Raw genomic sequence first — 23,728 nt, 5'->3', positions numbered from 1 at the left:
GAGCAACCCACAAACTCGAATTGACGCAAACCCCATGCTTCAGTAACATGCTATTGCCTCACTTAGGTATTAAGCCCGCATTCGTCGCCAAAACTTTAGCGGGCTTTCTTATGTCTACAGCAACGGGTCAACTGCAATGCGCCCCGTTGCCCTCCGCTCGCTCGCCTTCACTGCTAAGCAAGTAAACCTTGTGCGCCAAGTTACTGCGCAACTGGCTAAAAAAATCACGCCGTTTAATGTGCGCGTTGCGGCTTGTCACGATGGCATTCACATTAGCTGCACTCATATCAGCCCCGCCCACATCACACGCGCCTACATCCGCCGCCAATAGCGCAATAGAACGTTCCGCGCGTTGTTCTTCCATCAACAGATAATTCATAATCCAATCGATGCTCACCGTCGGCAGCAACAACTGCTTGCTACTACCCAGCAACGCCTTATCCACGATGTCGGTCGCGATAACCGCCCAACGCTCGGGGCGACTATGCTGCAATTCATCGCAGCTCCTTAACACCTCAACCATTCGGCCCACCTGCGTTCGCCTAAACAACTCCGCCGTGGTATGCCCATGAAAACAGGCAATGTCTTTGCCCATGTTCACGCCACTTAACGCTGCCCGTTCAGTGGTCCCCGCGCTAAGCTCAGCCACATTAGGCTCAGTGCTATTAGGCATGTTCGACTTAGATTTAAGCGCCATCGCCTTAAGCATTAACTGCCTTGCTTGCATCACGAGTAACGTCACTTGCGCGGTTTCCATCTCGGTTAGCGCGACCACGGCGGGTCCATCAGCACTGCTAACTTGCCCATGCACCGAACACGCGGCGCCGCCCTCCAAACAACAAATTAAACATTCAGGATCAAACATCGTTTATCCTCCTCACTGCCACTTAGGTATCAAGCCCGCATTCGTCGCCAAACTGTGGCGGGCATCGGGATAACGGCGTTTTTTACGCGCCCAGTTATCACTTAACTGATTTGTGAACATGTCATTCACTCCTTCTTTCATTCCAACAAGTCGTTTCAACAACTCATTTCAACAACTGCCACTTATGACCATTGGCACACACAGCGCGTTTCGAGCCCGACTTGGTTTGCTTTAAAGCCAAACCGCACTGGCCACACGGCACATCAGCCACCCGCTTAAGCATCACCGCATTAATCTGTGCGCTGTGATCCGCCCGTTTAGGCCGATAACCTAACGCCCGCGCCACTTTCACATACTCTTTCGCAATCCATTTGCCATCGGGTTCTAAATGCAAACCGTCGCCGATCATGTCGCCCAAGCGGATCAACTGCTGATGCAGCTCAGGCTTAGCGCAGGCGATAACATTGATGTTAAGGTTCGATTGCTGCATAGCTATCACTTCTCGGCCGCGTATTGCGTGGCCTTGCCGCCGTGACTCGCTAAATACGGGTACGCCAGCTCTAACGCCGCCATACTCGCTTGCGTAGTCGCCGCCGACTCTTTTAACTCGCGGTGCGCCGCCACTAACTGCTCGCGCTTGGGCTCACGGCCCAAATGGATCACCGCCACTTGCGCCTCGGCGTTCTCTTTGGTGAGCGATGCCGCCATATCGGCCACATGCAACACATGGCCATCATTCATACGATCAGCAATGACCGTCACCCCAGTGCAACCAAACACATCGTTGAGATACTGCACCCGCAAATGCTCGGGCAGTGCCGCCACCAGTGCTTGCTCAACATGAAACAAGCGATCCGCCTGCGGGTGTTGGCCCTCGTACTGGCCGAGCCAACGGAACAGCTTTTGGGCATTTATCCGCGCATCGTTGTGCACGTCTTGCGTGCTCGCAAAGCTAATGCCCTCCGCCGCCAACACCTCACTTAGCCCAAGGCGCTCAACTGCCGCAACAAAATCTATCGCCAGCGCAAAGCGTGTCATCTTGGGTAACTCCAACACCCGATGAATCGTTTTCATCAACAAATTCAAACGGCTATCTTTTTTACGTGAATTGGTTTTCATGCTAATAAGCCTCTCTCTGTTAACGTGTTAGAACGGTTCATTATTAAGCGGCATGCTCAGGGCTCATTAACGGCAAATCTGTCGCCCTGAGTTCACCACCAGTTAACCGTTCGATTTGATAAGCGCGGAGTTCGGGAACGTCTACAGGCCACTTCGAAATGGCGGCTTGAGACACGCCAATAGCGGCCGCGAGCTTTGCTTGTGAACCAAAGTGATCTATGGCTGCGGCTTTTTTCATAATGACTCCAAAGTGAATGAAACACAGCAACAATATAACTATGGTTAATTCAAGTCAATAACTTTGGTTAGTTGTCATATATAACCTAGGTAATATACTTAACCAATGAAAACACTTGCCCAAAACATACGTGACAGAATGGAAGCCATCGGCATGACTCAAAAAGAGTTAGCCGAACGAGCGGACATTTCTCAAGTCATGGTACATAAACTAGTCTCCGGTAAAGTTAAAACGACTGGAAAGCTGCTAAACATAGCGGCTGCTTTGCGTTGCACCGCCGAAGAGCTTCAATATGGCGAAGAAGGCGCAAAAGCTAAGGCAGCCAACAGAATTGAATCCAATGCTGAATGGGCTGGCGGTTTTGAGATATGGGACAGTGATACCCCATTAGGGGAAGATGAAGTTGAAATACCGTTTTACATGGAAGTAGAGCTAGCCGCAGGGGATGGCATTCTCGATTGCCGCGAATTTAAAGGGCCAAAACTGCGCTTCACTAAGAGCACCCTTAAGCGTCAAGGTGTGAATAGCGACTATGCAGCCTGTGTCAAAGTGAACGGCAACAGCATGGAGCCCATATTACCCCACGGCTCGACAGTGGGCGTTGATACCTCAGCCACCGATGTGATCGACGGCAAAATGTACGCAGTAAACCACGATGGCATGCTACGTATCAAAGTGCTGTATAAATTACCCGGTGGTGGCTTACGCCTTCGCAGTTACAACACGGACGAATATCCAGACGAACGCCTTGATGCCGACCAAGTCAAACAGATCAAAGTGATCGGCAAAGTGTTTTGGTATTCAGTACTGTTGTAAAAACAATTTAATCCCCAAAATGGCACTTCTGCCGTATTTTGGGGCATAACCTTGTTAGACAATTTGCTCGCATTAGCCTGATTCGGCTTAACAATTCTATTAGCAACTAAAGTATGTAACGCCCATTTAAGGGGCTGAAAACAGTTTGCTAAAATGTGTAGCGAAGCGAAACCGAGCAAACTGTTAGCAGTCCCGCTTTAAATTCTTGTTAGAATTCACTGGCTCGAATTTGGAAAATATTGCCCTCTGGATCATGAGCATCACACACTCTATTGCCTTCAAATAGCCATTCACGTTCTGGCTCATTTAATTTGCCACCTAACTGCTCAGCTATTTTTCGGGTAGTTACAAGATTTTTAACGGGAAAACAAATTTTAATCGCTGTGTTTTCTCTGCGTTCTGGTGGTGATGAGATTGCAATTTTAGCTGCGATTGCGGGTGCTAGAGCTACCACCGTTAATTGAAAGCTTGGTGACTCAAGTAGCACATAGTCAGGTTCTTTATGAGTTACTGGTAGACCAGCAAGCTCAGAATAAAACTGGCTCACTCGCTGAATGTCTTTTGCGTAGATAACTGCTCCCGCGACGAATTGTCCTTTCATTCGATCCTCCTTGAAGCCGCTGGGGCAACTGTGTGAGCTCTAACGCCCAAAGCAGCGGTGCGAAGCATCCGCTGCCTTTGCTTGTTAACTCTGCTGTAGTTGATTGATTGAAAATAGCTTATATGCCGCCAACGCTTCTGATACCTTTACACAACGAACTAAATACTCTTGGTACGAAATTGAGCAGCTATTTCTATCGTTCTTTGTATAAGTAATCTTTGATTTTTTTGGATTAAATTTCATGTGATTATGAAACGAAGCATTCCTGAGATTGTTGTCATAGCAAGATGCAACAATATTAAGCTCATTACTGTTTTCTAAGCATCTGAGTTTATCACCATTTCCAGTAGCCAAATATGCACCTAATGATGTAAGTCTCTGAAATGAATTTGCATCGCCTCGCTCATTTAGATTATTTATCCCTGCAGGGATATAAAGTCTTTTTGCTAACGCCTCGTAAGCAGAGCTGTAGTATTTTTTTGTTTTATTGAAATCAGTGGATGATGATTTACGTTTTTTATCAATTTCAATGCCGCTATTTAAATACAGAAATACTTGTGAAAATTCGCTAAAGTGATCAAAGAACTCTTCAAAAATATCGAACTCATCATAATCTTGGGCCGCGTGAAAATCAGTCAAGGTAGATCCATCTGATACTTTTGACCATTCTTGTTCAAGTGCAGTGTAAATAGAAAGACCATATTCACCGAGAAAATGCTGAAGAAAGTCAACTATGTATAAATTTTCATTATCTCTTATTTCTGCTTTTACGGTTTCGGCATTTTCAACTGCATATGAACGAGCAATATCGTTTTTTTCATTTCTCAATAGAGACCAAATTTTCAAGTAGAAGCGCAGTTTTTCTGACCCGAAGTTTTGAAATTTTTCTCTGTGGACGACTACTTTTTCCGATGTACTCTGATTTCCCATCCTGGCCATTTCTTCGACGTTGAGTCTAACCGCAGTCGTAATATCACCTGCCTGAACTACTCTATTCCCAACAGCTAAATCAGGGTGAAGTAAAATCTGAATTGCTTCATCATAACCAAAATGAAGGTATTCGCAGTTTTTCAGATATTTATACTCCCCTTTATTCGGCAGCCCTTCTAACCCAAACTTAATCTCTTCATCACAATGAGTGCAAGGAAATGCATGGTGCTGATTTTTTTCACGCCCCAATGTAATCTTGAGAAGATGCTTAGTCTTACATGTTGAGCATATGATGGTATGCGTAATTACCATTTAAAGTATCCTGAGTATGATCGAAGCAATTAGAAGTTAGCGCATAAATCAGTTGCGCCGTAGGCGTCACCTGGATTTACTTGTTAGCATCTCGTTAACTACTGACTATTTATTTAAAGTGTGTATTTGCATCCATTACTTTTTCAAGCCTATCATAGAGCTTATTTAGAAGCACCTTGCTTGAAAGTTCATTGCTATTTATATCAAGCAACTTTCTTTTTGTCTCATCTGAGAGTGAACTGTCAGCCTTTAATATTTCAACCAACGACTCGAATTTTGATGTAAGATCTATGAGCATATTTGCTGCATTACGCTGGATCACTCCAGAACCTAAATCCATCCCATTAGAATCCAGTGTTGTATCAAAAAGCCTAAAGATATGTTTAAAATATGTGGTTTCATTCTCATCATGCACAGACCAAAACATTTGGCTACCAAACCTCATTTCAAAAGGTTTCTCGTCAACTCCAACTCTGCGAACTTCTAAACATTTCACAGGTAACAGTTCTCTGAATTTCTCAAACTGATCTTTTGTCAGCTTTACAACACCTTGTCTAGATACAGTATTCGATGTGATACTTTCCTCATAGGATAAGATGCTAAAACAAACACCATTAAATTCAATTTCTTCAAAATATGGTATTTGATCAATCTCTTTCACAGTAAGCTCATAGGATTTCACTTCGCGTCCTACAGTAAAGCTATTCGATTTCTGAGTTATTGTGCCTTTATATTTTCGTGCAGAAAAAGGGTCGTAGATATCGATCTCTTTTTCTTTTAAGAGGTTTTCAATTCTTTCTTGATTATATTTGTCAATGTTTTCAAGTTTAAGGTTAATACCAGAGAGAGCTTTATTTGAGAATACACCTTCAAAGGTAAACCCTTCTCCAGCTCGGCTATGAATTTCAATTTCACCAATTTGGATTTTTCTATTTCCCACGATTTCACTCCTTTGTTTAGGTAGATGTGCTAACGTCTTAGTATTTATGCGCTGCGCGGTTTGCAGGGCATAAATCGCTTGTTGGACTTGGCCGATGCCTTATCCAAATTAATTGGTATGCTTCATGCTATAGGAATTTGCTTTTTTGAGGCAAGGTCGGAGCTGCAGAGCTGTTTTGAGCAAATAATATTGCGTGGTTTCTGCGTATTTCATTGAAAATCCTTTGTCATTGTTGTGTTCCATCGCATCATATTTTAAGCCTAGCTGATTCGAGCAGGCTTAATCATTCCACTAAATCGCAATTAAGTTCCGCGCAGCAGCTTAGTTCAACGCCTACAACAACGGGTTGGGTTAGATGGCAGCATTTTTGCGAATCTTTGCAAAAAAGGTGATAGCTCGCCCAAGTCCGATTGCGCTTGTTAAGCGAATTTGCACTAGAGTTTCGCAAGTTCATCAACCAACTGAGGATTACGTGACATGAAAGAAACGTATGAGCTACCCAATGTGGTGAGTTTATACCCATCATCTTCATCACTTAACAGTCCATTACTAACTGGATACGATACGTATTTAATCCAGTCCCAATCAAGGAATGCCTCGCCAGCTAAATTTTTGATGGTTAAGAAATGATGCTGAATATCATCTTTGGATACGTAGTCCGAATTATTGCTCATAGTAGAAAATAGATTGAATTGTGAGCGGAATAATACTTTATTTATATCAAAGTAACGTATCGCACTTTGTAATAGAGATGCCTCTCTAGCCAATATTTCAACTTCTTCATCAGGTGACAAATTTATAGCTGATAAATGCATTTTTATTGCTTTGTAGAGTACCTCGCTAAAATCTGTCCTATTTTGCTCATGCCTTTTTTTAATTGCTTCAGCACTCATGTTTTCGGGCAAACTTACTGCACTAGTGCCCGCAGACTCTTTGGCTTCGGAAGACTGTTTGGCAGCTACAAACTTGGCTGATAAACCAGAGGCTGTGGCGGAAACCTCAGAAACAGTATTTCTTGAGAAGAAATTTCGAATGGACTCATATATCCCTGAGCGAAATTTTAACCCGAAAAGTAATAGAGTAAGCGGCCAAACAAGTGCTTTAACCAGCTCTACTATCAGTTGTGGTGTCCAATTACAGATAAGTTCTTCCATTTAATCTCCTATCGCCTAACGTCTTAGTATTTATGCGCTGCGCTGTTTGCAGGGCATAAATCGCTTGTTGGACTTGGCCGATGCCTTATCCAGATTAATTGGTATGCTTCATGCTATAGGAATTTGCTTTTTTTGAGGCAAGGTCTGAGCTGCAGAGCTGTTTTGAGCAAATAATATTGCGTGGTTTCTGCGTATTTCATTGAAAATCCTTTGTCATGGTTGTGTTCCATCGCATCTCTTTAAGTCTAGCTGATTCGAGCAGGCTTAATCATTCCACTAAATCGCAGTTAAGCTCCGCGCAGCGGCTTAGTTCAACATTTTATTAGTGCGCATTCGCGTTTACCTCATTTAGACCAGTGAATACGCGCACTGTTAATTACTTGTAATAAAAGGAACTTATCAGCTTTTGTCCAAATACACCATGCGGAAAAATGCGCATGCAAGTTCCCCTAACTCTATTACCTACCCCCATCTTGTATAAGATATTAATTTTAAGAGATTTTATCCATTTAAAACTGGGATAACGCGCACACAAATTAACTTAAAAGAGCTTAAAAATAGATAAGTATTTATACAACTATACCTATCCAGTTTTAGTCACTTGTTATGAAAGTTTGAAGAACAACTCGTTCGTATGATTACGATTAATTGGCCACGTACTAGCAAGTTTTCGGGCATAACAGCTCAATCAACCTCCCCCTTGTAAAGTTGACCTGACCTAGCACCAGCATAACCCTCATTATATCAATCTCTTAATTCAGTATTACAGGTCGCACATGAAATCATATAACTAAAATCAACCAAATTAATTAACCATAGTTATTGACCAATTAATTAACCAAGGTTATATTTTGCTTGTACCCACTACCGAGGACAAGGAAATGATTCTAGCGAAAGTTCACACCACACCTAAGCAACGCGATGAGTTTCGTCTACTGGTTGCAATACGTTTTGCCTGCTTGATGGCGCTGGCCAAGGGCCACACCGATCCGATGGATTGCCCACGGGTGCAAGCCCGCTGCGCCGAACTGGTCAAGCATTTTGCTTATCACCACCCTAGCCCTGCGTTTTACCGCCAGTTCATTCGCCACACGGGCGAACTCGGGCTCAATTTCTGCCTGCGCTTCACTGAGCCCCTACAAGGTTTGTACGGCAAGGTGATGGTGTGGCGTAACGATTCGCAAGCCGTCACTAATGTGCATCCGCTGCACACGATGACGACAACCACGCCCGTCGGCCCCTAAGCAGTAGAGCCGCTAAGCCGCCGCGAACATTCACGAGCTAGGCTATCTAGGCAAAGCAGCCAAGGGGTGATGGTCCATATCCCGATAACGATTACGGCGACAGTTTCATCTTGTTGGAGGCAATTATGTTTTTTGTTTACGGCGTGTCCATGACCTTAGCGAAAAATCAAGCGGCCAAAAAGTGCAGCACCTCTGTAGGCGGGCACCCTAACCGCCGTCAACTAAGCCCCGACGAGTACCAAGCAAAGTTGGATGATATGGCGCAGCACTTGTTTGAAACCATGAAGCCACAACGCCTGTCGCATTCGTTATCGACGCCCGCGCTGTGCCAGCAATATATCGTGTTAGCTATGACCCAAGAAGCCCACCGCGATGTGCATATTCGCTATCACAAGCTGTCGGACAAGGTGAACCCAAAAACCAAGAAACCCATCATCAATCTGGTGGTGTTTAACGGCGAAGCAGCAGCTTAGAACTGCTGATTCAAAAGGAAGGAATAGCGTATGAACCACCCAACGAGAACATCATTTTTAAACGATGTGGCCGAACATCAACTCACCATTCTTAAAGATGATGGGGTGTTCCGTCACATGGTACTCAGCCAAGGCAGCTTTGAGCATCGCTTTGAGATCACCACATGGCCGCAGCATCTGTGCATCAGTGGCGATATGGGCTGTTACGTATTTTCTCGGGTTCAGGACATGTTTAGCTTCTTTCGCCAAAGCGGTGATGACTGGGGCGTGAATGCGAGTTACTGGGAAGAAAAGGTACTGGCTGAGTGTAAAACCGATAGCACTCGCGAGTTTGATGCCAAAGAAGCCGATCAACGCCTTGAGCAGTTTTTGCAATGGTTTGTCGAAGGGCTGGATCCAACGAATGAAGAAGAGGCTGAGGCGATTAGCAGCGCGACTAATGCCGTTAAGGAGTTTACCCAAAACCGCGAAAACTCCGAGTGGGATGTGGTTTATCGCCTCAATAATTGGGATGAAGAAGATGCAGGCGGCATGACGTTAGATGATTTTTGGGATGGCTGGAAAGACCCCTTCACCTATCGCTTTATCTGGTGCTGTTACGCGATTGTGTTTGCCATCCGCCAATACGACGAAGCCACCCAAAGCAAGGAGGCAGCATGATGGAAATGTGTTACTCAATGCCCGCGGTGATGGGCGTACAAGGCGGTAAAGTGTTTTACACCGTGATCATGTCGATGCGTGTGCTGGTTCGTATGTTACGCATTGACGATGCCGGCAGTGTGCTCGACCGTAGCCAACGCAAAGTTAACCCTGCCCGTGCTAAATCCATTGGCAATTACATGGTGGCGAATCCAACGGGGTATTTTCTGCCAGGCATTATCGGCGTGGTTGAAGTGCCCACTGGTGGCGACGCGCCAAAGTTCGAAGCGTCCGAAATCAGCGGCGTGGTTGGTGTATTAAAAATCGGCCTTGATTCGATTATCAAGTTGTTCGATGGCCAGCACCGCGCCACCGGTATCGCAAAAGCACTGGAAAAATCACCAGAGATTGCACAAGACTCAATCTCTATCACCCTATACATGAATTTATCGCTGCAAGAACGCCAGCAAGCGTTTACCGATATCAACCAAAATGCCAGCAAGCCGCCTCAAGGTTTATCAGATACCTACAACCACAGGGATGAGCTATCAAAGCTCACCATGGATTTAGTGAACCAAATCGACTGGATGCAAGGCCGTGTTGATTTTGCGACAAACAAACCGACTGCACAGAGCGAATTTTATTGGTCCTTTAAACAAATTAAAGACGCTACGGCCATCATGCTCGGCACCAAGAAAAATTTTGAGCCCTATCACGCCACCCTTGCCTATGACTTTTGGAACACCATGGGCGCAGCAATGGAGCTCCAATCCCTTGGCAGTAAAGAGCGCGAAACCAGCTTATTTACCACCACGGTAATGCTTAAAGCGCTGGCGAGCGCCGCAAGCGAGGCTGAGTCCATCGGCCAACGCCACTGGCGCCACGCTTACCAAAACCTCGTTTGGAGTCGCAACAGCCAAGACTTTACAGGCCGCTGCATTTGCCCCAAAACAGGCAAGTTACTCGCGAACGCCGATGCCGTGACACTGACATCAAACCTCATTCTTAAAACGATGCAGCAAAAGCTCGACCCCGTTCGCGCCAGCGTTGAAAGAACGTTTTTCTCTGAGGTGGCGGCATGAACCACTTACTCCCAGGCTTTGAATCACAAGAGCGCGTTGCGTTATTGCTTTCGCTTACCCGCATTAGTTCGCCCGAGGTGATCGCCGCGTTAACGCTGCATTACACCAGTGCCCTGCCCGCCGAACGCGCGGCGGCTCGCCACGGGATTGAACTGTCTAACTTTATGCGCGGGCAAAAGAAGCTAGAGCAAATCGCCGCCACGGTCGAGGCCATTAAAGCCATCGACTGGGCCAAGCTGCAATTAACTCATTTGCAATCAAGCGATTTGCTAACAACTCCTTTGCAACCGAAGCAGGTGGCCTAAATGACTCAATCAGCGGCGTTTCGCCATCTGTTAAATCATTACCGCAGCCATAAGTTGAGCCTGTTACTCAAGGCCACAACGGGCGACAGCATCAAAATCGCGCTGGCACTGGGCGCGCTAGATTGCCTGTACTGGCAAGCATTGGGCAACGGCTTAACCAACTTAGCCAAGGGCATTAGCCGCACCATAGTGTATTCGTACCGATATCACCCAATGCGCCTGCCCTGCCATCCGCCAGTCAGCCAAACAAGCGACAACCAAAACAAGGAGGCGGCATGAATACGTTTAGCACTAAAGCGGGCGTGGTCACGTTATCTAAGCCCTACTTCACTTTGATGTGCGATCAGCAACAAATCGAAGTGAAATACACCCCCAACAATTACCACGGCTGGGGCATTTGTAAGTCGTTTAATGCCATCGAGTGCAGCGACTTCGGCCAAGCCGACGCCGAAGTATTCGCACTCAACGCAGAATCAAAACTCAGGATAAAAGGAGAAGCAGCATGAACCCGATACAAGCAGCAACTGTAGAACGTGAAGAAGGTTATTGGACCCATCCCGATATGCCCGAGTGGGATGAAGGTGTGACCCGTGTGGAGTGTGAAGCATGGGCGGCACGCCAAGGCGGCGAGTTTGTGGCGATTTGGTTTGAACTCGATGCCCCTGAAAACCTGATCGAGCGCTACTTTGACGAGGGCGATAACGATATCAGCGATTGGAACCCCGTTTGCGACAAGGCCGGCTCATTCTTGCTGAGTATTCACGACACCGAAGATGGCCCCGTCGCGCTGTTTTTCGCACCTAAGGACAAGGAATTGGCAACGGTAGGTAAATGACCTGACAGCAAAGAGAGGAGTTAGAAGGTAATTGCACCACAAAAATCAACGCTGAAGGCATTTATGTTCCTGCGATGGAATCGGCCTAAGGCCAAGTAAACATACAAACGTCATAGCAAATAAGAGAGGCTATTATGAAAAACACAGCAAAGTTAATGAAGGCACGCGAATGGGCTAGCCGCGAGTTCACTAAAGGGTCAATGCCGCAAAATAGAACGATTTCTACGTGGATATTGAAAGGTAAAATTCGTGGTGCCGTCATTAGTGGCACTGTCTATGTGTATGAGGATCAGTATTTTGGCGTTCCGCAGGTTGTCAGTAATGCGGTTATGCATCTGGTCGCGGAATCGGTGTAAGTATCATGGTGCGCCCAAAAATGCCGGTAAATAAGAATCTTCCTTCATATCTAAGATATGAGATCGACTCTGGCGTTTACCGCTTTACCCTGATTAACGGTATTAGGAAATCACTGGGTAAAGATAAAATCCAAGCAATACAGATAGCAAATGAATATAACCGGATCATGCGCCCAAGTTCTGGGTTGATTGTAGATGACCTGATAAAGGCTTCGGGCGGTATTGAATCTGAGCAGCAACTTCCTTTTGCTGATCATGTTGACCGTTTGATGGAGATCATTTTCAAAGAGGAGTCACCCAGTAAGCAATTCGCTAGCACTATGCTAAACGATGCGTCGAGAGTGAAGGAGTACTTCAAGGCTATACCAAGCCAGGATATTGGCCTTGAGCATATTAATGGATTTCTTAACCAGTACCATCCTAACGCGAGTGCGAATGTGCATAATCGCAAACTGGGTTTCATTGAAAAGTTGATTAATTACGCCATTGATCAATCGCTGATGGTTGATAACCCTGCCGCCAAAAAGATGAAAAAGCGTAAAACCAAAGGCAAAGAACGCCAACGCTTAAGTTTAGATGCTTTCAAACTTATCCACGCTGCGGCGCCACTTTGGTTACAAACAGCAATGGAGTTAGCGCTTCAAGCATCACAGGCAAGGTTAGAAATTTCTCGAATTAAGTACAGCATTAAAAAACCTAAGGATGGGCAATGCGGCTGTATTTGGTTTGAGGCTCCGGTTGATGGGATTTATGGAACGCTGTTTATCCATAGGCAAAAAGTTGAGGAAAAGGAAGCTAGCCATGTCGCTATCCCTATTGGTCAGGAGATTAAAGGGATTATAGATAGAAGCCGTGATGGGATTTTATGCCCGTATGTTGTTCATCGGGTTCCTGAGCGAAATACTAGGCAAAGCGCTGAAACAAACCATCGTTATCAGCTTGATCCAAACTACCTTAGCAGAGCATTTTCTGCGGTAAGGGATGACATTGGATTATTTAGTCACCTTGAAGTTAATCAGCGGCCGACTTTTCATGAAATCCGCGCCCTATCTGCAAGACTGTTTTCGGATATGGGGATTGATCCTCAAGGCCGCATGGCGCATACCGATTCGAAGTCTACCAAGGTCTATGTTCGTGATCATTTGGAATGGACTGAGGTACCACATGCAGAGATTAACATGGCAAATTAGCCTAGAAAAACTAAGGCAAACGGGCCTGAATGGCCTCGGTTATTGAAAGCCTGTTTGACCTGAGTTCGACCATAGTTTGACCGCTTAAAAATGAATATTAAAATCGGATTAAAATAAAAAAGCCTGCAAACTATTAAGTTTACAGGCTTTTTTATTTTGAATTTGGTCGGTATGAGAGGATTCGAACCTCCGACCCCTGACACCCCATGACAGTGCGCTACCGGGCTGCGCTACATACCGAATTTTTAAGTATATTGCATACCTGTGCTGACTTAGCTAAATATAGTTTAGCGATAATCTTTACGGCTTTTGCTTAATTACTTATCACCTAAGATACTGTTTATGGGGTTTATCTTAAGCGAGCCAGAACTGTAGCAATTGCCTCGCAACTGCGCAAGGGCTTCATTACATCTCTTTGATCAACTGCTTAGTTTATGTTCTGAATGACACTATTTTCGTCGATAATGATTGCTCGATACTGATTACGACCATACTCAAACAGGATTTAGCTGCAGAACAGACATAATGACACCTGTTTACTCAATCATCATTCAATGCGAGTGCATATGGGCGAGTAGATACTCATCCATGCGCTCGAGTAGATACGGGAAAAAGGGATTCCATTTCTGTCGTAACATTTCAGATGCTGACACGCTATACAAGCCGCGCTCTCCCCGCGAAGCTGAGGCTCCGATTTGGATCCTATGTAAATCAGGCTGGATCACGGCGCCATAAAGCCCATCATCTATGCCAAAAGGTAGCGCAACATGGGATAAAGAATACACGCCTGCAGGCCAATATAAATCTAATATCCGCACGTTTTCACTGACCTGAGTGAGCACTTTACCCTGTGTGTCTATATCCTGTGTATCTAAATTCTGTTCATCTAAACCCAGTTCATCTAAACCAAAGTATCGCGCCTGAACCTGCGTGGTTTCATTACTGATATTTTCCACCACAGTGCCGCGATAATGTAACTCAGGGTTATTAATGTTCGCCAACAAGCCCGCAAGCGGATCATTGGACACCATCTTGGCATTTACATCGAGTCGGTTCATATCAAACAGCACTAGCTCATGGCCTTTTTCAGGCAACGTTTGATACAGATTATTCACCACCGCCGCGGTTGAAACCGTTGCGTCCACCACTGACTGAAAGGTGAGTATCGACGGAACTTGCGCCCGTTGCTGCGGCGTTAATCCTGCCAATAAACCTTGGTTACGCAGGGCTAATTGATAAACTACATCGCCCGCATTAACCGCAAAAGAGGTGTATTTAAAGGGATCGTATTCCACTTGAATACTGTTCCATTGCAGTTTATCCAGCTCCAACAATCGTCCTATCCAACTCTGCCAGCGTGCGGCCGCCGCAGATGGCGCTAGCCCTATCGCGGGAGAGATAAAAATCATTCCATCATAATCTGGGGTTTTATTATGGCTGATACGTTCTAACTCATGGTTCAGCGCGACGGCGGCACCCGTCGAAAAAGCCACCACAAATAATGGTTTATCTTTCAGAGTTTGCCGCATATGCGCTGTGGCTAAATTCACCGCTGCGGCCAGATCTTGCCAATAAAGCTCAGTCAATCCACTTGGAATCGTGCCATGCCCTGGCAATCTTAAACCGAGTACATGGGCTTTACCTTTAAAGTGCGCCGCCACATTGGATAGAGCATAGGGCGAATCCGACATACCGTGGAGCAGTAATACTCCAAATTCGGCATTAGCCACAGGCCATTCATAACTGCGATTCCAATTTTGTGGCCAATGGGCAGGATCAGATAAGCTATTTTTGACATAGCGGTTCACTGGAGAAAATTCATTGGCGGGAATCTTTTTGACAACTTTGCGCTCAACTTCGGCGAATAGGCGCTCTTCTAGCGCTAAGTATTCATTAAAATTAGCGAGTTTAGTATTATAATGGAACTCATTTTCTAGCTCGACCGTATGCCAAAGTGACAGCTCAGGGCGCGCATTAAGAAAATAGATCCCTGTCGCGAGTAACGCCACCACTATGCCAGTACTCGCATACACTGCAGCTAAAAATAGGTGTTTTGTCGAACCTATGATGATGGCCTTCATCGCTGTTCCTACATGTAGATAAAATGTGCAACTAGATTATACGGGTAGATAAAAACATCCTTCAAACGTTTTACCGCGATAAAAACCACTTAAGCAGTACAATTTAATCACTCCAATTTAGTCACTTCAATTTAGTCACCCCAATTTACTCATCTCGCAATTTTATTAGCCGCATAGGCCTTAATCGGGTTAGGATCGAAAATAGTCTTATTCCAACGAAACTTATACACTCTCGATGATAATCGGTAATCCACACGCTAGGTTCGCCTACTATCTTCCTACCGCGCCGCTGATACCTGAGAGCTGGCATTACACTCAGCCAGACGCTGTCGGGGCTCTCATCGCTCTAAATGGCAATCATTGGCGTAAGATCTTCACTATTATGGCAAAAATCAGCGCGGTTGGAGAAGATTGGCGCAGCTATCGTGACCAAGTGTTACTCAAGCAAAATGAAATGATCTGCATAGGCGCTATAGAGCTGATGGCAAACGCTAAGATTCATCTCATTGCGGGGCAAGTGGCCGCAAATGCTTTAGGGCTCACCATGTCCGTGAACGATTCCAGTGCGCAGCATTTAACTGCCCAAAATAAATCCATAACCGTACTTAAGCTGCCATCTTCGCTAGGACAGCATTGTTTACTCACGCCCTATTTGGATTATCGCCAATACCCAAACCAACTGATCGCCCTGACACGCCAACACTTAGCAACGCCAGAGCCCCACCACAGTGAATAATCCCATTATGATTGTGGTAACGGCTGTCACCACAGCATTAGTCACCAAATAACAAAGGCATAAAAAAGCACTCGTGAACAGAGTTCAAACGAGTGCATATTCAAGGACGATTCAGGGTTAGTCGTAAATAGTTGGAATAGGCTGACGTTTATGCTGCGTCGCCTTATAAATACCAATTAACTTGTCTTCAACCGCCTTGCCAACGTCTTTACCCTCAAGGAAATCATCGATTTGCGCATAGGTTAGGCCAAGCGCGACTTCATCTTCGAGTAACGGTTTATTGTCTTCTAAATCCGCGGTCGGCGCTTTATAGACTAACGATTCTGGCGCGCCAAGATACGCGGCGAGTTGGCGAACTTGGCGTTTGTTAAGACCAAATAATGGCGCTAAATCGCAGGCACCATCGCCCCATTTAGTGTAAAAACCTGTGATATTTTCGGCGCTGTGATCTGTCCCCACCACAAGCCCGCCTACGAGTCCGGCGAGTTCATACTGGGCGATCATCCGCATACGGGCTTTAACGTTACCCTTCACAAAATCCACTTTCGCCACATCGGGCAAAGGCAATCCGGCTTCGGCTAACGCGGCAACGGTAGCGCTGTGCACGCCATCAACACCTTGATGCACATTCACAGTGACCAACTTAGAGGGCTGAATAAACTGACAGGCTAATTGCGCCTCATGCTCATCTTTTTGGATCTGATAGGGTAAGCGCACGGCGATAAACTGGTAACCACCTTGGCTATTTTCGTGGTTTAAACTGTCCACCGCCAACTGACACAAACGCCCAGCAGTAGAAGAATCCACCCCACCGCTGATCCCTAATACCAATGCCTTGCTACGCGCTTCTTTTAGTTTGGTTTTAATAAACGCGACACGACGTTGCACTTCGAACTCAGGCTCTATGGCCGTGAGTACCTTCATTTCTCTTAAGATTTGCGCTTTCACCGAAAATTCCACCTTAAATCATCGCTGTATTTGGACTACCTGAACCCGACTAACGTTAACATTTATTCGCAACTGCCTGTAGTTAAAATTAATGCTTAGTTAATTGATTATTGATAAACGCCATAAAAATAAGGGCAACAACGGTTTGCCGTTATTGCCCTAGCGTAAATCAGTCAGCTTAATCCCAATACAGCTACCGACTTATCTTTCCCAGTAGGATTCTTCTAAGCTGTCTTCGCGCTCAGGTAAACCGCGGGATAAACGCGGGCTATGCTGAGCTAAGACTTCATAGGCGACGCGGTTAGCGTACTTACACACTTGAGAGAACGAAGAATAACACAGGCCATCGCGCTTATGTTTACTTGAGCCTGGCACGTTAGTCTTGTGGAAAGTATTGGCCGCCAGATCGTGCAATAACGCCGATAATGCGCCATCGCCAGCGCCATTAGTGTTACCGATTTTTTCAGGGCCGCCCATGTAAGGTGAAATGTGGGCAAAGACTTTGATTGGTGTTTCACAGTCACTTTTAAGCTTTGGACGAGAAAATTCATAACGATTAAATTCAGGGATAGCACCCGGCAACAGCGTGTGAGTCGTTTCGCGTTTTTCTGAGTCCTCGGTATAACCCGCAGTATAAAGCCCGATTGGACCCGCTGTAGTTAATACCATGTCGCACCATTCCAAGGCTTTTTCACTGGCAAGCAGAGGATCCCGTGAACCCGTTAAAGCTTCACCTTCGTCTTCATTCATCGCCAAAATGGTGACATGTTCTTTGATAAAGTTTTGCCACCATTGTGGATCTTCTTCAATCAAGAAACGCGTGCCTAAGGTTAATACCACGGGAACTTCGGCGGCTTTTGCATATTCGATAGCGCACATGGCCGCATCGGTAATACGGTCGCCATCACTAGCGCGCATCAAATACGCGGTCAACACTAAGGCTGAACTGCCCTGCACCACGTCTTTATCGATAAATTCAGGTGTGAGTTTATCCATAGCGCCTTTGCTGATCGCAAATGTTCGCTCGCCGCACTCAGAAATCAGGGTAAAACAGCGACCGATAGGACCATCTACAGGTTGTAGAAAGTTAAGGTCGACTTTAGAAGAGGTATTACATAAATAGCGGTAGGCGTAACTGCCCACTTCGATATTTTGACTCATTACTCCAAACAGCACTGAACGGTCATCGGCCAGAATAGAATAGTTGTGCACTGTGTTACCAATAGTGCCACCAGCAAATTCATCGCTAATCAAACCATGAATTTTTAACTCAGTGTAGAGTCTGTGGGCCTGTTCATCATTGATCAAGGTAGAATTGCCTTTGGGCAAGCCATAACGGCTCAGCAATTCGTCTTCCACTTTCGCTTCGATATCCACTAAGGTTTGATCAATACCGCTGATATAGGTCGCAAACGGCTGAGGCTGTTGAGTCAGCTGTTCAAGCAGCGGATCTCGGGTTTTAACCGGAAAATAATGTTTAGATTTACGCTGACCGGGAAACTTCATAGTGGCTCTCTTTTCCTGGCATCCATGCTAATTGGCGTCTGCCGAGGCGGTCAAGCCAAGCAGCATCCTAAAAATATTGAGTCTAGGCTAGCGAGACAAAAAAACCACCCCTTAGCCGGAAGGGCGCAGATTCTATCACAAAATCAGTTCGAAGCCAGTGCTCCTATACCCAAACAACCTGAAGATGCAGGATTCAGCGGGAATTTAACGCACTTTAGGCAAGGCGGCTATTTGCAGACCTAGTGGGCTAAGTTAAAAATAGTCAACACAGTATAAAGTGCGTTAAAAAACGCCGGGACGGAGCGCCTAGGGCACTTCACTTCCGTGTTGCATCAATTCAAAAGGTGGCCGACATTCTGTCATTGATGCGCCTTGAATTGAATCACCCTAGGCGCTCTGAAACTCGTATCTTCAGGTGGCTTGGGTATGGGCCCAAGATACCGCTTGTTCTTGGATTAATTGCCGTAATAATTCAATGTGTAACTCATCGTCGTTCAAACAAGGGATAAACCGATAGTCGCTGCCACCCGCATGCAAAAAGGTTTCCTTAGCACCAATGGAGATCTCTTCTAAGGTTTCGAGGCAATCGGTCGCAAACGCAGGGCAAATCACATCGACACTTTTGATCCCTTGCGCAGGTAACTCGGCCAGTAATTTATCGGCGTAGGGCGTTAACCATTCTTCGCGGCCAAAGCGCGATTGGAAGCACACTTGCCATTGCGACTCACTCAGCTCAAGTTTTTGCGCCAACAGTTTAGCCGTGACAAAACACTGCTCGCGGTATGGATCGCCCTCTTTCACATAACGCAGTGGAATACCATGAAATGACAAGAGCAACTTGTCGGCCTGCCCATGGGTTTTCCAGTGGCGCGTCACACTGTGTGCCAGCGCAGCAATATAAGCGCTATGGTCAAAATAGTCTTTATTAAAGCGAACCTGCGGTATGTCACGCACGGTTTTAAGATAACGGGCAACGGCATCGAACACACTTGCCACCGTCGAGCAGGAATATTGGGGATACAAAGGCAGCACAATAATACGCTCTGCTCCTTGATCTTTCAGGCGTTCAAATCCCGCATCGATGGAGGGATTACCGTAACTCATGCCCAGTTCAACCGGAATGGTCTGGTTAAAGGTTACGCTTAAGTCCACCGCCAACTTTTGTGCTTGGCGTGCACTTATCACCATCAAGGGCGAGCCTTCCGGCGTCCACACGCTTTGATAGAGTTTGGCGACTTTCGTCGGACGGGTGTTGAGGATAATGCCGTTCAACAGCGGTTGCCAAATCCACGGCGATAAATCGACGACACGCGGATCACTTAAAAACTGCCTTAAAAAGCGTTTAACGGCCTTAGGACTAGGTTGATCAGGCGTGCCGAGGTTAACCAATAACACACCAAAAGCAGGGGAAGGATTCAACGTTAGGCTCATGGTTAATGAAGTTCACTTGGAGGCTAACATTGCGATACCCATAAAAAAAGCCTGCATCGGCAGGCTTTTTCTTAATATGAGAACTTGTTCTCGTAAATTAACCTTTATTCGGTTATTTCAACACCCTAGCTAACTGCTCACTCACGGCCGCAACCGATTGAGTACCGTCAAACTTGTTGTATTGAGTTTGGCCAGCGGCAGCCACTTTACCGTAGTATTCAACCAGCGGCTTAGTTTGCTCGTGATAAATCGCGAGGCGTTTACGCACTGTGCTTTCTTCATCATCTGGACGAATAGCTAAATCTTCGCCCGTCACGTCGTCTTTACCTTCCACTTTAGGTGGATTGAAAACCACATGGTAAACACGGCCAGAACCTGGGTGAACACGGCGACCGCTCATGCGCTTAACGATTTCTTCGTCTGGCACGTCGATTTCAATCACGTGATCAATGCTAATACCGTTTGCCGCCATCGCATCCGCCTGTGGGATGGTACGTGGGAAACCGTCTAACAAGAAACCTTTAACACAGTCTTCCTGTGCGATACGCTCTTTAACCAGACCGATGATCAGATCATCAGAAACCAGTTGACCAGCATCCATCACTTTTTTCGCTTCCAAACCCAGTGGAGTACCCGCTTTTACCGCGGCACGTAACATATCACCAGTGGAAATTTGTGGGATACCATACTGTTCCATAATGAACTGGGCCTGGGTACCTTTACCGGCACCTGGGGCGCCCAATAGGATAATGCGCATCTCAAGAGTCCTCTTTTCGCATTGATATTCTTCTTAGGGCGGCGATCTTCGCACATCTGGCCGCCATTGAGAAGGGTTTTAGCTTCGACTTTAGCCTCAGAAACCGCAAATAAACTGCGGTTACTAAGCGATTTTTTTCATTAATAGAGCAAAGTATAGAGCTTACGGCGGTATTGATTGGCTATGGGATTACCTTGGCCAAGTGCCGTTAATACTTCCATAAACACTTGTTTTACTGTGCCATTTTCAGCACCTAAATCTTTACTGAGCACACCGAATAACAGTTCTAATGCTTCATCATCGCGGTGAGCAGCATGCAATGCCTTACTCAGCTCGAGTAATAACACTAAATCTGTTGGATTTTGCTCAAACTTTTGCTGCAAATCGCGAATTTCAGGGGTATCCGCCGCATCTAAGGCAAGTGCGAGCTTAGCTTTTAAACTCTGGTAGTAACCATCTTGGTCAGCAAGCCCTACCTTCTCAAGCATGGCTTGTGCTAACACTAATTCGCCCTGCATAAGATACACATCGGCAAGCACTAGACTCACCTCACCCGCTTGATTTGACCCCGCATGCGCGTCTTTAAGCAACACGGCGGCAGTGGCAAGATCCTCTGCGCTAACTTGACTCAGGGCGAGTAATGCTTTGGCCTGTGCTAACTGTAACTGCCACATAGGTGGTAAATATTTATCCAGCATAGCCGTGACTTGCGCCGCATCTTGCAGGCCAGCAAAACCATCTACAGGCTGACCTTTATCCAATACTAACGTAGTCGGTAGACTTTGAATGCGAAAGTAATTGGCGATTTCTAATTCGGCTTCACAGTCAACTTTTGCGAGCACAAATCGACCCGCATTTTGCGCGGCAATTTTCTCTAAGGTGTGCAGCATAGCCACACTTTGTTCCTGTGGCTGTGCCCAAAATGCTAACACCACGATCTGTTGCATCGAGGCGTCAACCACTTGCTGAATATTGTCTTTAGTCAGGCTGAGGATATTATCCATAGTATTCCCTTAACGTTTAAGGCCTCAATCATGGGAGGCCTTATTCTTTTAAAACTAAGCGTTAGCACTCAGTTTCAACGCGCTATTTTAAAATCGTTGTCTTAACAGCTTGTATTATCGCTAATGAATTGAGTGACAGGCTAGGCGCAAACCACTCTTCCTGCACTAGAAACAATATCGGGGCCGTTCAAAGAAGGGCCCCGATAGTCATTTACTTCATGTTAGCCAGTAACATTTGGTTCATCAGCTTGATAAAGGCCGATGGGTCCGCAAGGCTACCTTTTTCAGATAATTGCGCCTGTTGCAGCAGCAGATTTGACCAATCCGCGAAGACGGCTTCATCTTGAAGATCATTTAAGCGCGATACTAATGGGTGCGCTGGGTTGATCTCAAATGTCGGCTTCACTTCTGGCACAGGTTGACCCGCAGCTTGCATCAGCTTGATCATCTGAGTCGACATTTCGCCTTCACCCGCCACCACACAGGCAGGAGTGTCGGTTAAGCGTGACGTGACTTTCACATCCGCAACGGTTGAGCCTAATGCCGTTTTAATGCGTTCAACTAAAGCTACCGATTCTTGCTCAAGCTTTTCTTGCGCTTCTTTTTCAGATGCATCTTCCAGCTCGCCAAGTTCTAAATCACCACGGGTCACTGAGTGCAATTGTTTCTCTTTGTACTCAGTTAAGTGGTTGATTAGCCACTCGTCGATACGCTCTGACATCAGTAAGACTTCAATGCCTTTCTTACGTAGCAACTCTAAATGTGGGCTGTTAGCGGCGGCTTCATGGCTGTCGGCAACAATGTAATAAATCTTAGTTTGGCCTTCTTTCATGCGGCTGATGTAGTCATCAAGTGACACAGTCGGCGCAGCACTGCCCGTGTGGGTCGAGGCAAAACGTAATAAGCCCGCGATACGCTCACGGTTGGCGAAATCTTCCGCAGGCCCTTCTTTCAGCACTTGACCAAATTCAGCCCAGAACTGTTGATATTTTTCCGCATCGTCTTTCGCCAGTTTTTCCAGCATGCCAAGCACACGTTTGGTGATACCAGTACGCATCGCTTTGGTCACGTGGTTATCCTGCAGAATTTCGCGGGATACGTTCAGCGGCAGATCGTTTGAGTCAATTAAGCCCTGCACGAAGCGCAGATAAGATGGCATAAATTGCTCAGCGTCATCCATGATGAACACACGTTGCACAAACAGTTTTAGGCCGTGTTTACGGTCGCGATTCCACATATCCCAAGGCGCTTTTGCAGGAATATACAATAGGTTAGTGTATTCTTGCTTACCTTCTACCCGATTATGACTCCACAGTAGTGCATCGGTATAATCGTGGGAAATGTGTTTGTAAAACTCTTGATACTCTTCGTCACTGATGTCAGCTTTATTGCGCATCCACAAAGCCGTGGCTTTGTTCATGACTTTCCATTGACCTTCGGTCGCAGGAATTTTTTCGCCATCAGGACCATCACGCTCTGGCGAGCCTTCTTGCCACATTTCGACTGGCACAGAGATATGATCTGAGTATTTAGTGATGATCGAACGCAGGCGCCAATCATCGGCAAATTCTTTTTCTTCGTCACGCAGGTGCAGCGTAATTTCAGTACCACGGCTCGCCTTAGTGATGGTATCAACGGTGAAGTTACCCTCGCCTTCTGATTCCCACAATACGGCTTCATCGGCCTTATGACCGGCAGCACGGGTGCGAACGGTGACTTTTTTCGCCACGATAAAAGCCGAATAGAAACCGACACCGAACTGACCGATTAGCTGGGAATCCTTTGAGGATTCGCCCGATAGATTCTTAAAGAAATCAGCGGTGCCTGATTTTGCGATTGTGCCTAAATGCTCAATCACGCCGTCGCGGGTCATACCCACGCCGTTATCTTCGATGGTCACAGTGCCTTTTTCTTTATCGGCACTGATACGGACTCGCAGTTCACCGTCGCCTTCATAGAGTGCGTCATTGGTCAACGCCAGGTAACGCAGCTTGTCCGCCGCATCCGCAGCGTTGGAGACCAGTTCACGCAAGAAAATTTCTTTGTTGGAATACAAAGAATGGATCATCAAATGCAACAGCTGTTTGACTTCTGTTTGAAAACCATGAGTTTCTTGTTGTGACATGAAATTTTCCTTTATTTGTTACGCAATTTGGTAAAAGTAAC

General features: G+C 46.1%; 27 protein-coding genes and 1 tRNA gene. 12 read left to right on the top strand and 16 right to left on the bottom strand.

Translation table 11 applies throughout. The annotated features are described in order from the left end of the window. Positions 1-127: 127 nt before the first annotated feature. The 4 genes from KO533_RS20470 to KO533_RS20455 form a co-directional block, all read right to left on the bottom strand. Entirely contained in the window at positions 128-865 is a 738-nt protein-coding gene (locus tag KO533_RS20470; protein WP_219255916.1) for a hypothetical protein, read from the bottom strand. A gap of 163 nt (positions 866-1,028) precedes the next feature. Then, complete coding sequence (locus KO533_RS20465) at positions 1,029-1,355, bottom strand: hypothetical protein (protein ID WP_219255914.1); 327 nt, start codon at positions 1,353-1,355, stop codon at positions 1,029-1,031. Between the two features lie 5 nt (positions 1,356-1,360). Next, the gene (locus KO533_RS20460) at positions 1,361-1,984 is read right to left on the bottom strand and encodes a hypothetical protein (RefSeq protein WP_219255912.1); all 624 of its coding nucleotides are present in this window, start codon (positions 1,982-1,984) and stop codon (positions 1,361-1,363) included. A 43-nt stretch (positions 1,985-2,027) separates the two neighbouring features. Continuing rightward, positions 2,028-2,222, bottom strand: a complete 195-nt coding sequence (locus tag KO533_RS20455; RefSeq protein ID WP_219255910.1) for a Cro/CI family transcriptional regulator — start codon at positions 2,220-2,222, stop codon at positions 2,028-2,030. Between the two features lie 105 nt (positions 2,223-2,327). Here KO533_RS20455 and KO533_RS20450 point away from each other — a divergent pair, with 105 nt between their 5' ends. Further along, a complete protein-coding gene (locus KO533_RS20450) occupies positions 2,328-3,038 on the top strand; it encodes a helix-turn-helix transcriptional regulator (RefSeq protein ID WP_219255908.1) in 711 nt (236 codons plus the stop codon). A 208-nt stretch (positions 3,039-3,246) separates the two neighbouring features. Here the strand turns inward: KO533_RS20450 and KO533_RS20445 are convergent, their stop codons facing one another. From KO533_RS20445 to KO533_RS20430, 4 genes are all read right to left on the bottom strand, one after another. Then, positions 3,247-3,639: a VOC family protein gene (locus tag KO533_RS20445; RefSeq protein ID WP_219255906.1), complete on the bottom strand. Its 393-nt coding sequence runs from the start codon at positions 3,637-3,639 to the stop codon at positions 3,247-3,249. An 84-nt stretch (positions 3,640-3,723) separates the two neighbouring features. After that, on the bottom strand, positions 3,724-4,881 hold the full coding sequence (locus KO533_RS20440; protein ID WP_219255905.1) for a hypothetical protein: 1,158 nt from the start codon (positions 4,879-4,881) through the stop codon (positions 3,724-3,726). Between the two features lie 109 nt (positions 4,882-4,990). Next, positions 4,991-5,821 carry a hypothetical protein gene (locus tag KO533_RS20435; RefSeq protein ID WP_219255904.1) on the bottom strand — a complete coding sequence of 277 codons (831 nt, stop codon included), beginning with the start codon at positions 5,819-5,821 and terminating at the stop codon, positions 4,991-4,993. A gap of 434 nt (positions 5,822-6,255) precedes the next feature. Further along, complete coding sequence (locus tag KO533_RS20430) at positions 6,256-6,975, bottom strand: hypothetical protein (protein WP_219255902.1); 720 nt, start codon at positions 6,973-6,975, stop codon at positions 6,256-6,258. 881 nt (positions 6,976-7,856) lie between these two features. Between KO533_RS20430 and KO533_RS20425 the strand changes: the two genes are divergently transcribed. From KO533_RS20425 to KO533_RS20380, 10 genes are all read left to right on the top strand, one after another. Continuing rightward, positions 7,857-8,219, top strand: coding sequence for a hypothetical protein (locus KO533_RS20425; protein WP_219255900.1), 363 nt, complete (start codon positions 7,857-7,859; stop codon positions 8,217-8,219). A 125-nt stretch (positions 8,220-8,344) separates the two neighbouring features. Further along, positions 8,345-8,692: a hypothetical protein gene (locus KO533_RS20420; protein WP_219255898.1), complete on the top strand. Its 348-nt coding sequence runs from the start codon at positions 8,345-8,347 to the stop codon at positions 8,690-8,692. A 30-nt stretch (positions 8,693-8,722) separates the two neighbouring features. Then, complete coding sequence (locus tag KO533_RS20415; protein WP_219255896.1) at positions 8,723-9,352, top strand: hypothetical protein; 630 nt, start codon at positions 8,723-8,725, stop codon at positions 9,350-9,352. Then, positions 9,349-10,413 (top strand): DGQHR domain-containing protein, encoded by a 1,065-nt coding sequence (locus tag KO533_RS20410; RefSeq protein ID WP_219255894.1) that lies wholly within the window; start codon positions 9,349-9,351, stop codon positions 10,411-10,413. Before KO533_RS20415 ends, KO533_RS20410 begins: the two co-directional genes overlap by 4 nt. Then, positions 10,410-10,718: a hypothetical protein gene (locus tag KO533_RS20405; RefSeq protein ID WP_219255892.1), complete on the top strand. Its 309-nt coding sequence runs from the start codon at positions 10,410-10,412 to the stop codon at positions 10,716-10,718. Before KO533_RS20410 ends, KO533_RS20405 begins: the two co-directional genes overlap by 4 nt. Beyond that, positions 10,719-10,997 carry a hypothetical protein gene (locus KO533_RS20400; RefSeq protein WP_168825293.1) on the top strand — a complete coding sequence of 93 codons (279 nt, stop codon included), beginning with the start codon at positions 10,719-10,721 and terminating at the stop codon, positions 10,995-10,997. Further along, positions 10,994-11,224 carry a hypothetical protein gene (locus KO533_RS20395; protein WP_011847800.1) on the top strand — a complete coding sequence of 77 codons (231 nt, stop codon included), beginning with the start codon at positions 10,994-10,996 and terminating at the stop codon, positions 11,222-11,224. The genes KO533_RS20400 and KO533_RS20395 overlap by 4 nt, the downstream gene beginning before the upstream one ends. Then, positions 11,221-11,553 carry a hypothetical protein gene (locus KO533_RS20390; RefSeq protein ID WP_219255890.1) on the top strand — a complete coding sequence of 111 codons (333 nt, stop codon included), beginning with the start codon at positions 11,221-11,223 and terminating at the stop codon, positions 11,551-11,553. Before KO533_RS20395 ends, KO533_RS20390 begins: the two co-directional genes overlap by 4 nt. A gap of 134 nt (positions 11,554-11,687) precedes the next feature. Continuing rightward, positions 11,688-11,909, top strand: a complete 222-nt coding sequence (locus tag KO533_RS20385; RefSeq protein ID WP_012089465.1) for a hypothetical protein — start codon at positions 11,688-11,690, stop codon at positions 11,907-11,909. Positions 11,910-11,914: 5 nt separating this feature from the next. Further along, on the top strand, positions 11,915-13,099 hold the full coding sequence (locus tag KO533_RS20380; RefSeq protein ID WP_012089466.1) for a recombinase: 1,185 nt from the start codon (positions 11,915-11,917) through the stop codon (positions 13,097-13,099). Between the two features lie 163 nt (positions 13,100-13,262). On the opposite strand, the gene KO533_RS20375 is transcribed toward KO533_RS20380, so the two are convergent. Together KO533_RS20375 and KO533_RS20370 are read right to left on the bottom strand one after the other, a co-directional pair. Next, positions 13,263-13,339: transfer RNA gene (locus KO533_RS20375), tRNA-Pro, on the bottom strand. Positions 13,340-13,650: 311 nt separating this feature from the next. Continuing rightward, the gene (locus KO533_RS20370; protein ID WP_219255888.1) at positions 13,651-15,180 is read right to left on the bottom strand and encodes an alpha/beta fold hydrolase; all 1,530 of its coding nucleotides are present in this window, start codon (positions 15,178-15,180) and stop codon (positions 13,651-13,653) included. 235 nt (positions 15,181-15,415) lie between these two features. Here KO533_RS20370 and KO533_RS20365 point away from each other — a divergent pair, with 235 nt between their 5' ends. Next, positions 15,416-15,916 carry a hypothetical protein gene (locus tag KO533_RS20365; RefSeq protein WP_219255886.1) on the top strand — a complete coding sequence of 167 codons (501 nt, stop codon included), beginning with the start codon at positions 15,416-15,418 and terminating at the stop codon, positions 15,914-15,916. Positions 15,917-16,033: 117 nt separating this feature from the next. On the opposite strand, the gene nadE is transcribed toward KO533_RS20365, so the two are convergent. The 6 genes from nadE to htpG form a co-directional block, all read right to left on the bottom strand. Beyond that, positions 16,034-16,864 (bottom strand): ammonia-dependent NAD(+) synthetase, encoded by an 831-nt coding sequence (nadE, locus tag KO533_RS20360; protein WP_219255884.1) that lies wholly within the window; start codon positions 16,862-16,864, stop codon positions 16,034-16,036. Positions 16,865-17,065: 201 nt separating this feature from the next. Beyond that, positions 17,066-18,370, bottom strand: a complete 1,305-nt coding sequence (locus KO533_RS20355; protein WP_028759658.1) for an inosine/guanosine kinase — start codon at positions 18,368-18,370, stop codon at positions 17,066-17,068. 411 nt (positions 18,371-18,781) lie between these two features. Beyond that, positions 18,782-19,801 (bottom strand): ferrochelatase, encoded by a 1,020-nt coding sequence (gene hemH, locus KO533_RS20350; protein WP_219255882.1) that lies wholly within the window; start codon positions 19,799-19,801, stop codon positions 18,782-18,784. A 112-nt stretch (positions 19,802-19,913) separates the two neighbouring features. Further along, the gene (gene adk, locus KO533_RS20345) at positions 19,914-20,558 is read right to left on the bottom strand and encodes an adenylate kinase (RefSeq protein WP_028759655.1); all 645 of its coding nucleotides are present in this window, start codon (positions 20,556-20,558) and stop codon (positions 19,914-19,916) included. Between the two features lie 140 nt (positions 20,559-20,698). Then, a complete protein-coding gene (locus tag KO533_RS20340; RefSeq protein ID WP_219255880.1) occupies positions 20,699-21,562 on the bottom strand; it encodes a tetratricopeptide repeat protein in 864 nt (287 codons plus the stop codon). 211 nt (positions 21,563-21,773) lie between these two features. Beyond that, complete coding sequence (gene htpG, locus KO533_RS20335) at positions 21,774-23,687, bottom strand: molecular chaperone HtpG (RefSeq protein WP_212600168.1); 1,914 nt, start codon at positions 23,685-23,687, stop codon at positions 21,774-21,776. Between the last annotated feature and the right edge of the window lie 41 nt (positions 23,688-23,728).

This window comes from Shewanella sp. NKUCC05_KAH (assembly GCF_019345585.1).
Classification (GTDB): Bacteria; Pseudomonadota; Gammaproteobacteria; order Enterobacterales; family Shewanellaceae; genus Shewanella; species Shewanella oncorhynchi.
The sequence above is the reverse complement of the archived record's forward strand: the minus strand, read 5'-3'. Positions and strand labels throughout refer to the sequence as shown.

Bases quoted from the DNA above. Each gene is read 5' to 3' on its own strand.
- KO533_RS20405 (WP_219255892.1), top strand. From the start codon at position 10,410: ATGAACCACTTACTCCCAGGCTTTGAATCACAAGAGCGCGTTGCGTTA.
- KO533_RS20465 (WP_219255914.1), bottom strand. From the start codon at position 1,355: ATGCAGCAATCGAACCTTAACATCAATGTTATCGCCTGCGCTAAGCCT.
- KO533_RS20425 (WP_219255900.1), top strand. From the start codon at position 7,857: ATGATTCTAGCGAAAGTTCACACCACACCTAAGCAACGCGATGAGTTT.
- KO533_RS20390 (WP_219255890.1), top strand. From the start codon at position 11,221: ATGAACCCGATACAAGCAGCAACTGTAGAACGTGAAGAAGGTTATTGG.
- KO533_RS20460 (WP_219255912.1), bottom strand. From the start codon at position 1,984: ATGAAAACCAATTCACGTAAAAAAGATAGCCGTTTGAATTTGTTGATG.
- KO533_RS20445 (WP_219255906.1), bottom strand. From the start codon at position 3,639: ATGAAAGGACAATTCGTCGCGGGAGCAGTTATCTACGCAAAAGACATT.
- KO533_RS20415 (WP_219255896.1), top strand. From the start codon at position 8,723: ATGAACCACCCAACGAGAACATCATTTTTAAACGATGTGGCCGAACAT.
- KO533_RS20440 (WP_219255905.1), bottom strand. From the start codon at position 4,881: ATGGTAATTACGCATACCATCATATGCTCAACATGTAAGACTAAGCAT.
- KO533_RS20380 (WP_012089466.1), top strand. From the start codon at position 11,915: ATGGTGCGCCCAAAAATGCCGGTAAATAAGAATCTTCCTTCATATCTA.
- KO533_RS20450 (WP_219255908.1), top strand. From the start codon at position 2,328: ATGAAAACACTTGCCCAAAACATACGTGACAGAATGGAAGCCATCGGC.
- KO533_RS20420 (WP_219255898.1), top strand. From the start codon at position 8,345: ATGTTTTTTGTTTACGGCGTGTCCATGACCTTAGCGAAAAATCAAGCG.
- KO533_RS20385 (WP_012089465.1), top strand. From the start codon at position 11,688: ATGAAAAACACAGCAAAGTTAATGAAGGCACGCGAATGGGCTAGCCGC.
- KO533_RS20410 (WP_219255894.1), top strand. From the start codon at position 9,349: ATGATGGAAATGTGTTACTCAATGCCCGCGGTGATGGGCGTACAAGGC.
- hemH (WP_219255882.1), bottom strand. From the start codon at position 19,801: ATGAGCCTAACGTTGAATCCTTCCCCTGCTTTTGGTGTGTTATTGGTT.
- KO533_RS20365 (WP_219255886.1), top strand. From the start codon at position 15,416: ATGATAATCGGTAATCCACACGCTAGGTTCGCCTACTATCTTCCTACC.
- KO533_RS20370 (WP_219255888.1), bottom strand. From the start codon at position 15,180: ATGAAGGCCATCATCATAGGTTCGACAAAACACCTATTTTTAGCTGCA.
- KO533_RS20470 (WP_219255916.1), bottom strand. From the start codon at position 865: ATGTTTGATCCTGAATGTTTAATTTGTTGTTTGGAGGGCGGCGCCGCG.
- KO533_RS20430 (WP_219255902.1), bottom strand. From the start codon at position 6,975: ATGGAAGAACTTATCTGTAATTGGACACCACAACTGATAGTAGAGCTG.
- KO533_RS20395 (WP_011847800.1), top strand. From the start codon at position 10,994: ATGAATACGTTTAGCACTAAAGCGGGCGTGGTCACGTTATCTAAGCCC.
- htpG (WP_212600168.1), bottom strand. From the start codon at position 23,687: ATGTCACAACAAGAAACTCATGGTTTTCAAACAGAAGTCAAACAGCTG.
- KO533_RS20455 (WP_219255910.1), bottom strand. From the start codon at position 2,222: ATGAAAAAAGCCGCAGCCATAGATCACTTTGGTTCACAAGCAAAGCTC.
- KO533_RS20340 (WP_219255880.1), bottom strand. From the start codon at position 21,562: ATGGATAATATCCTCAGCCTGACTAAAGACAATATTCAGCAAGTGGTT.
- KO533_RS20400 (WP_168825293.1), top strand. From the start codon at position 10,719: ATGACTCAATCAGCGGCGTTTCGCCATCTGTTAAATCATTACCGCAGC.
- adk (WP_028759655.1), bottom strand. From the start codon at position 20,558: ATGCGCATTATCCTATTGGGCGCCCCAGGTGCCGGTAAAGGTACCCAG.
- KO533_RS20355 (WP_028759658.1), bottom strand. From the start codon at position 18,370: ATGAAGTTTCCCGGTCAGCGTAAATCTAAACATTATTTTCCGGTTAAA.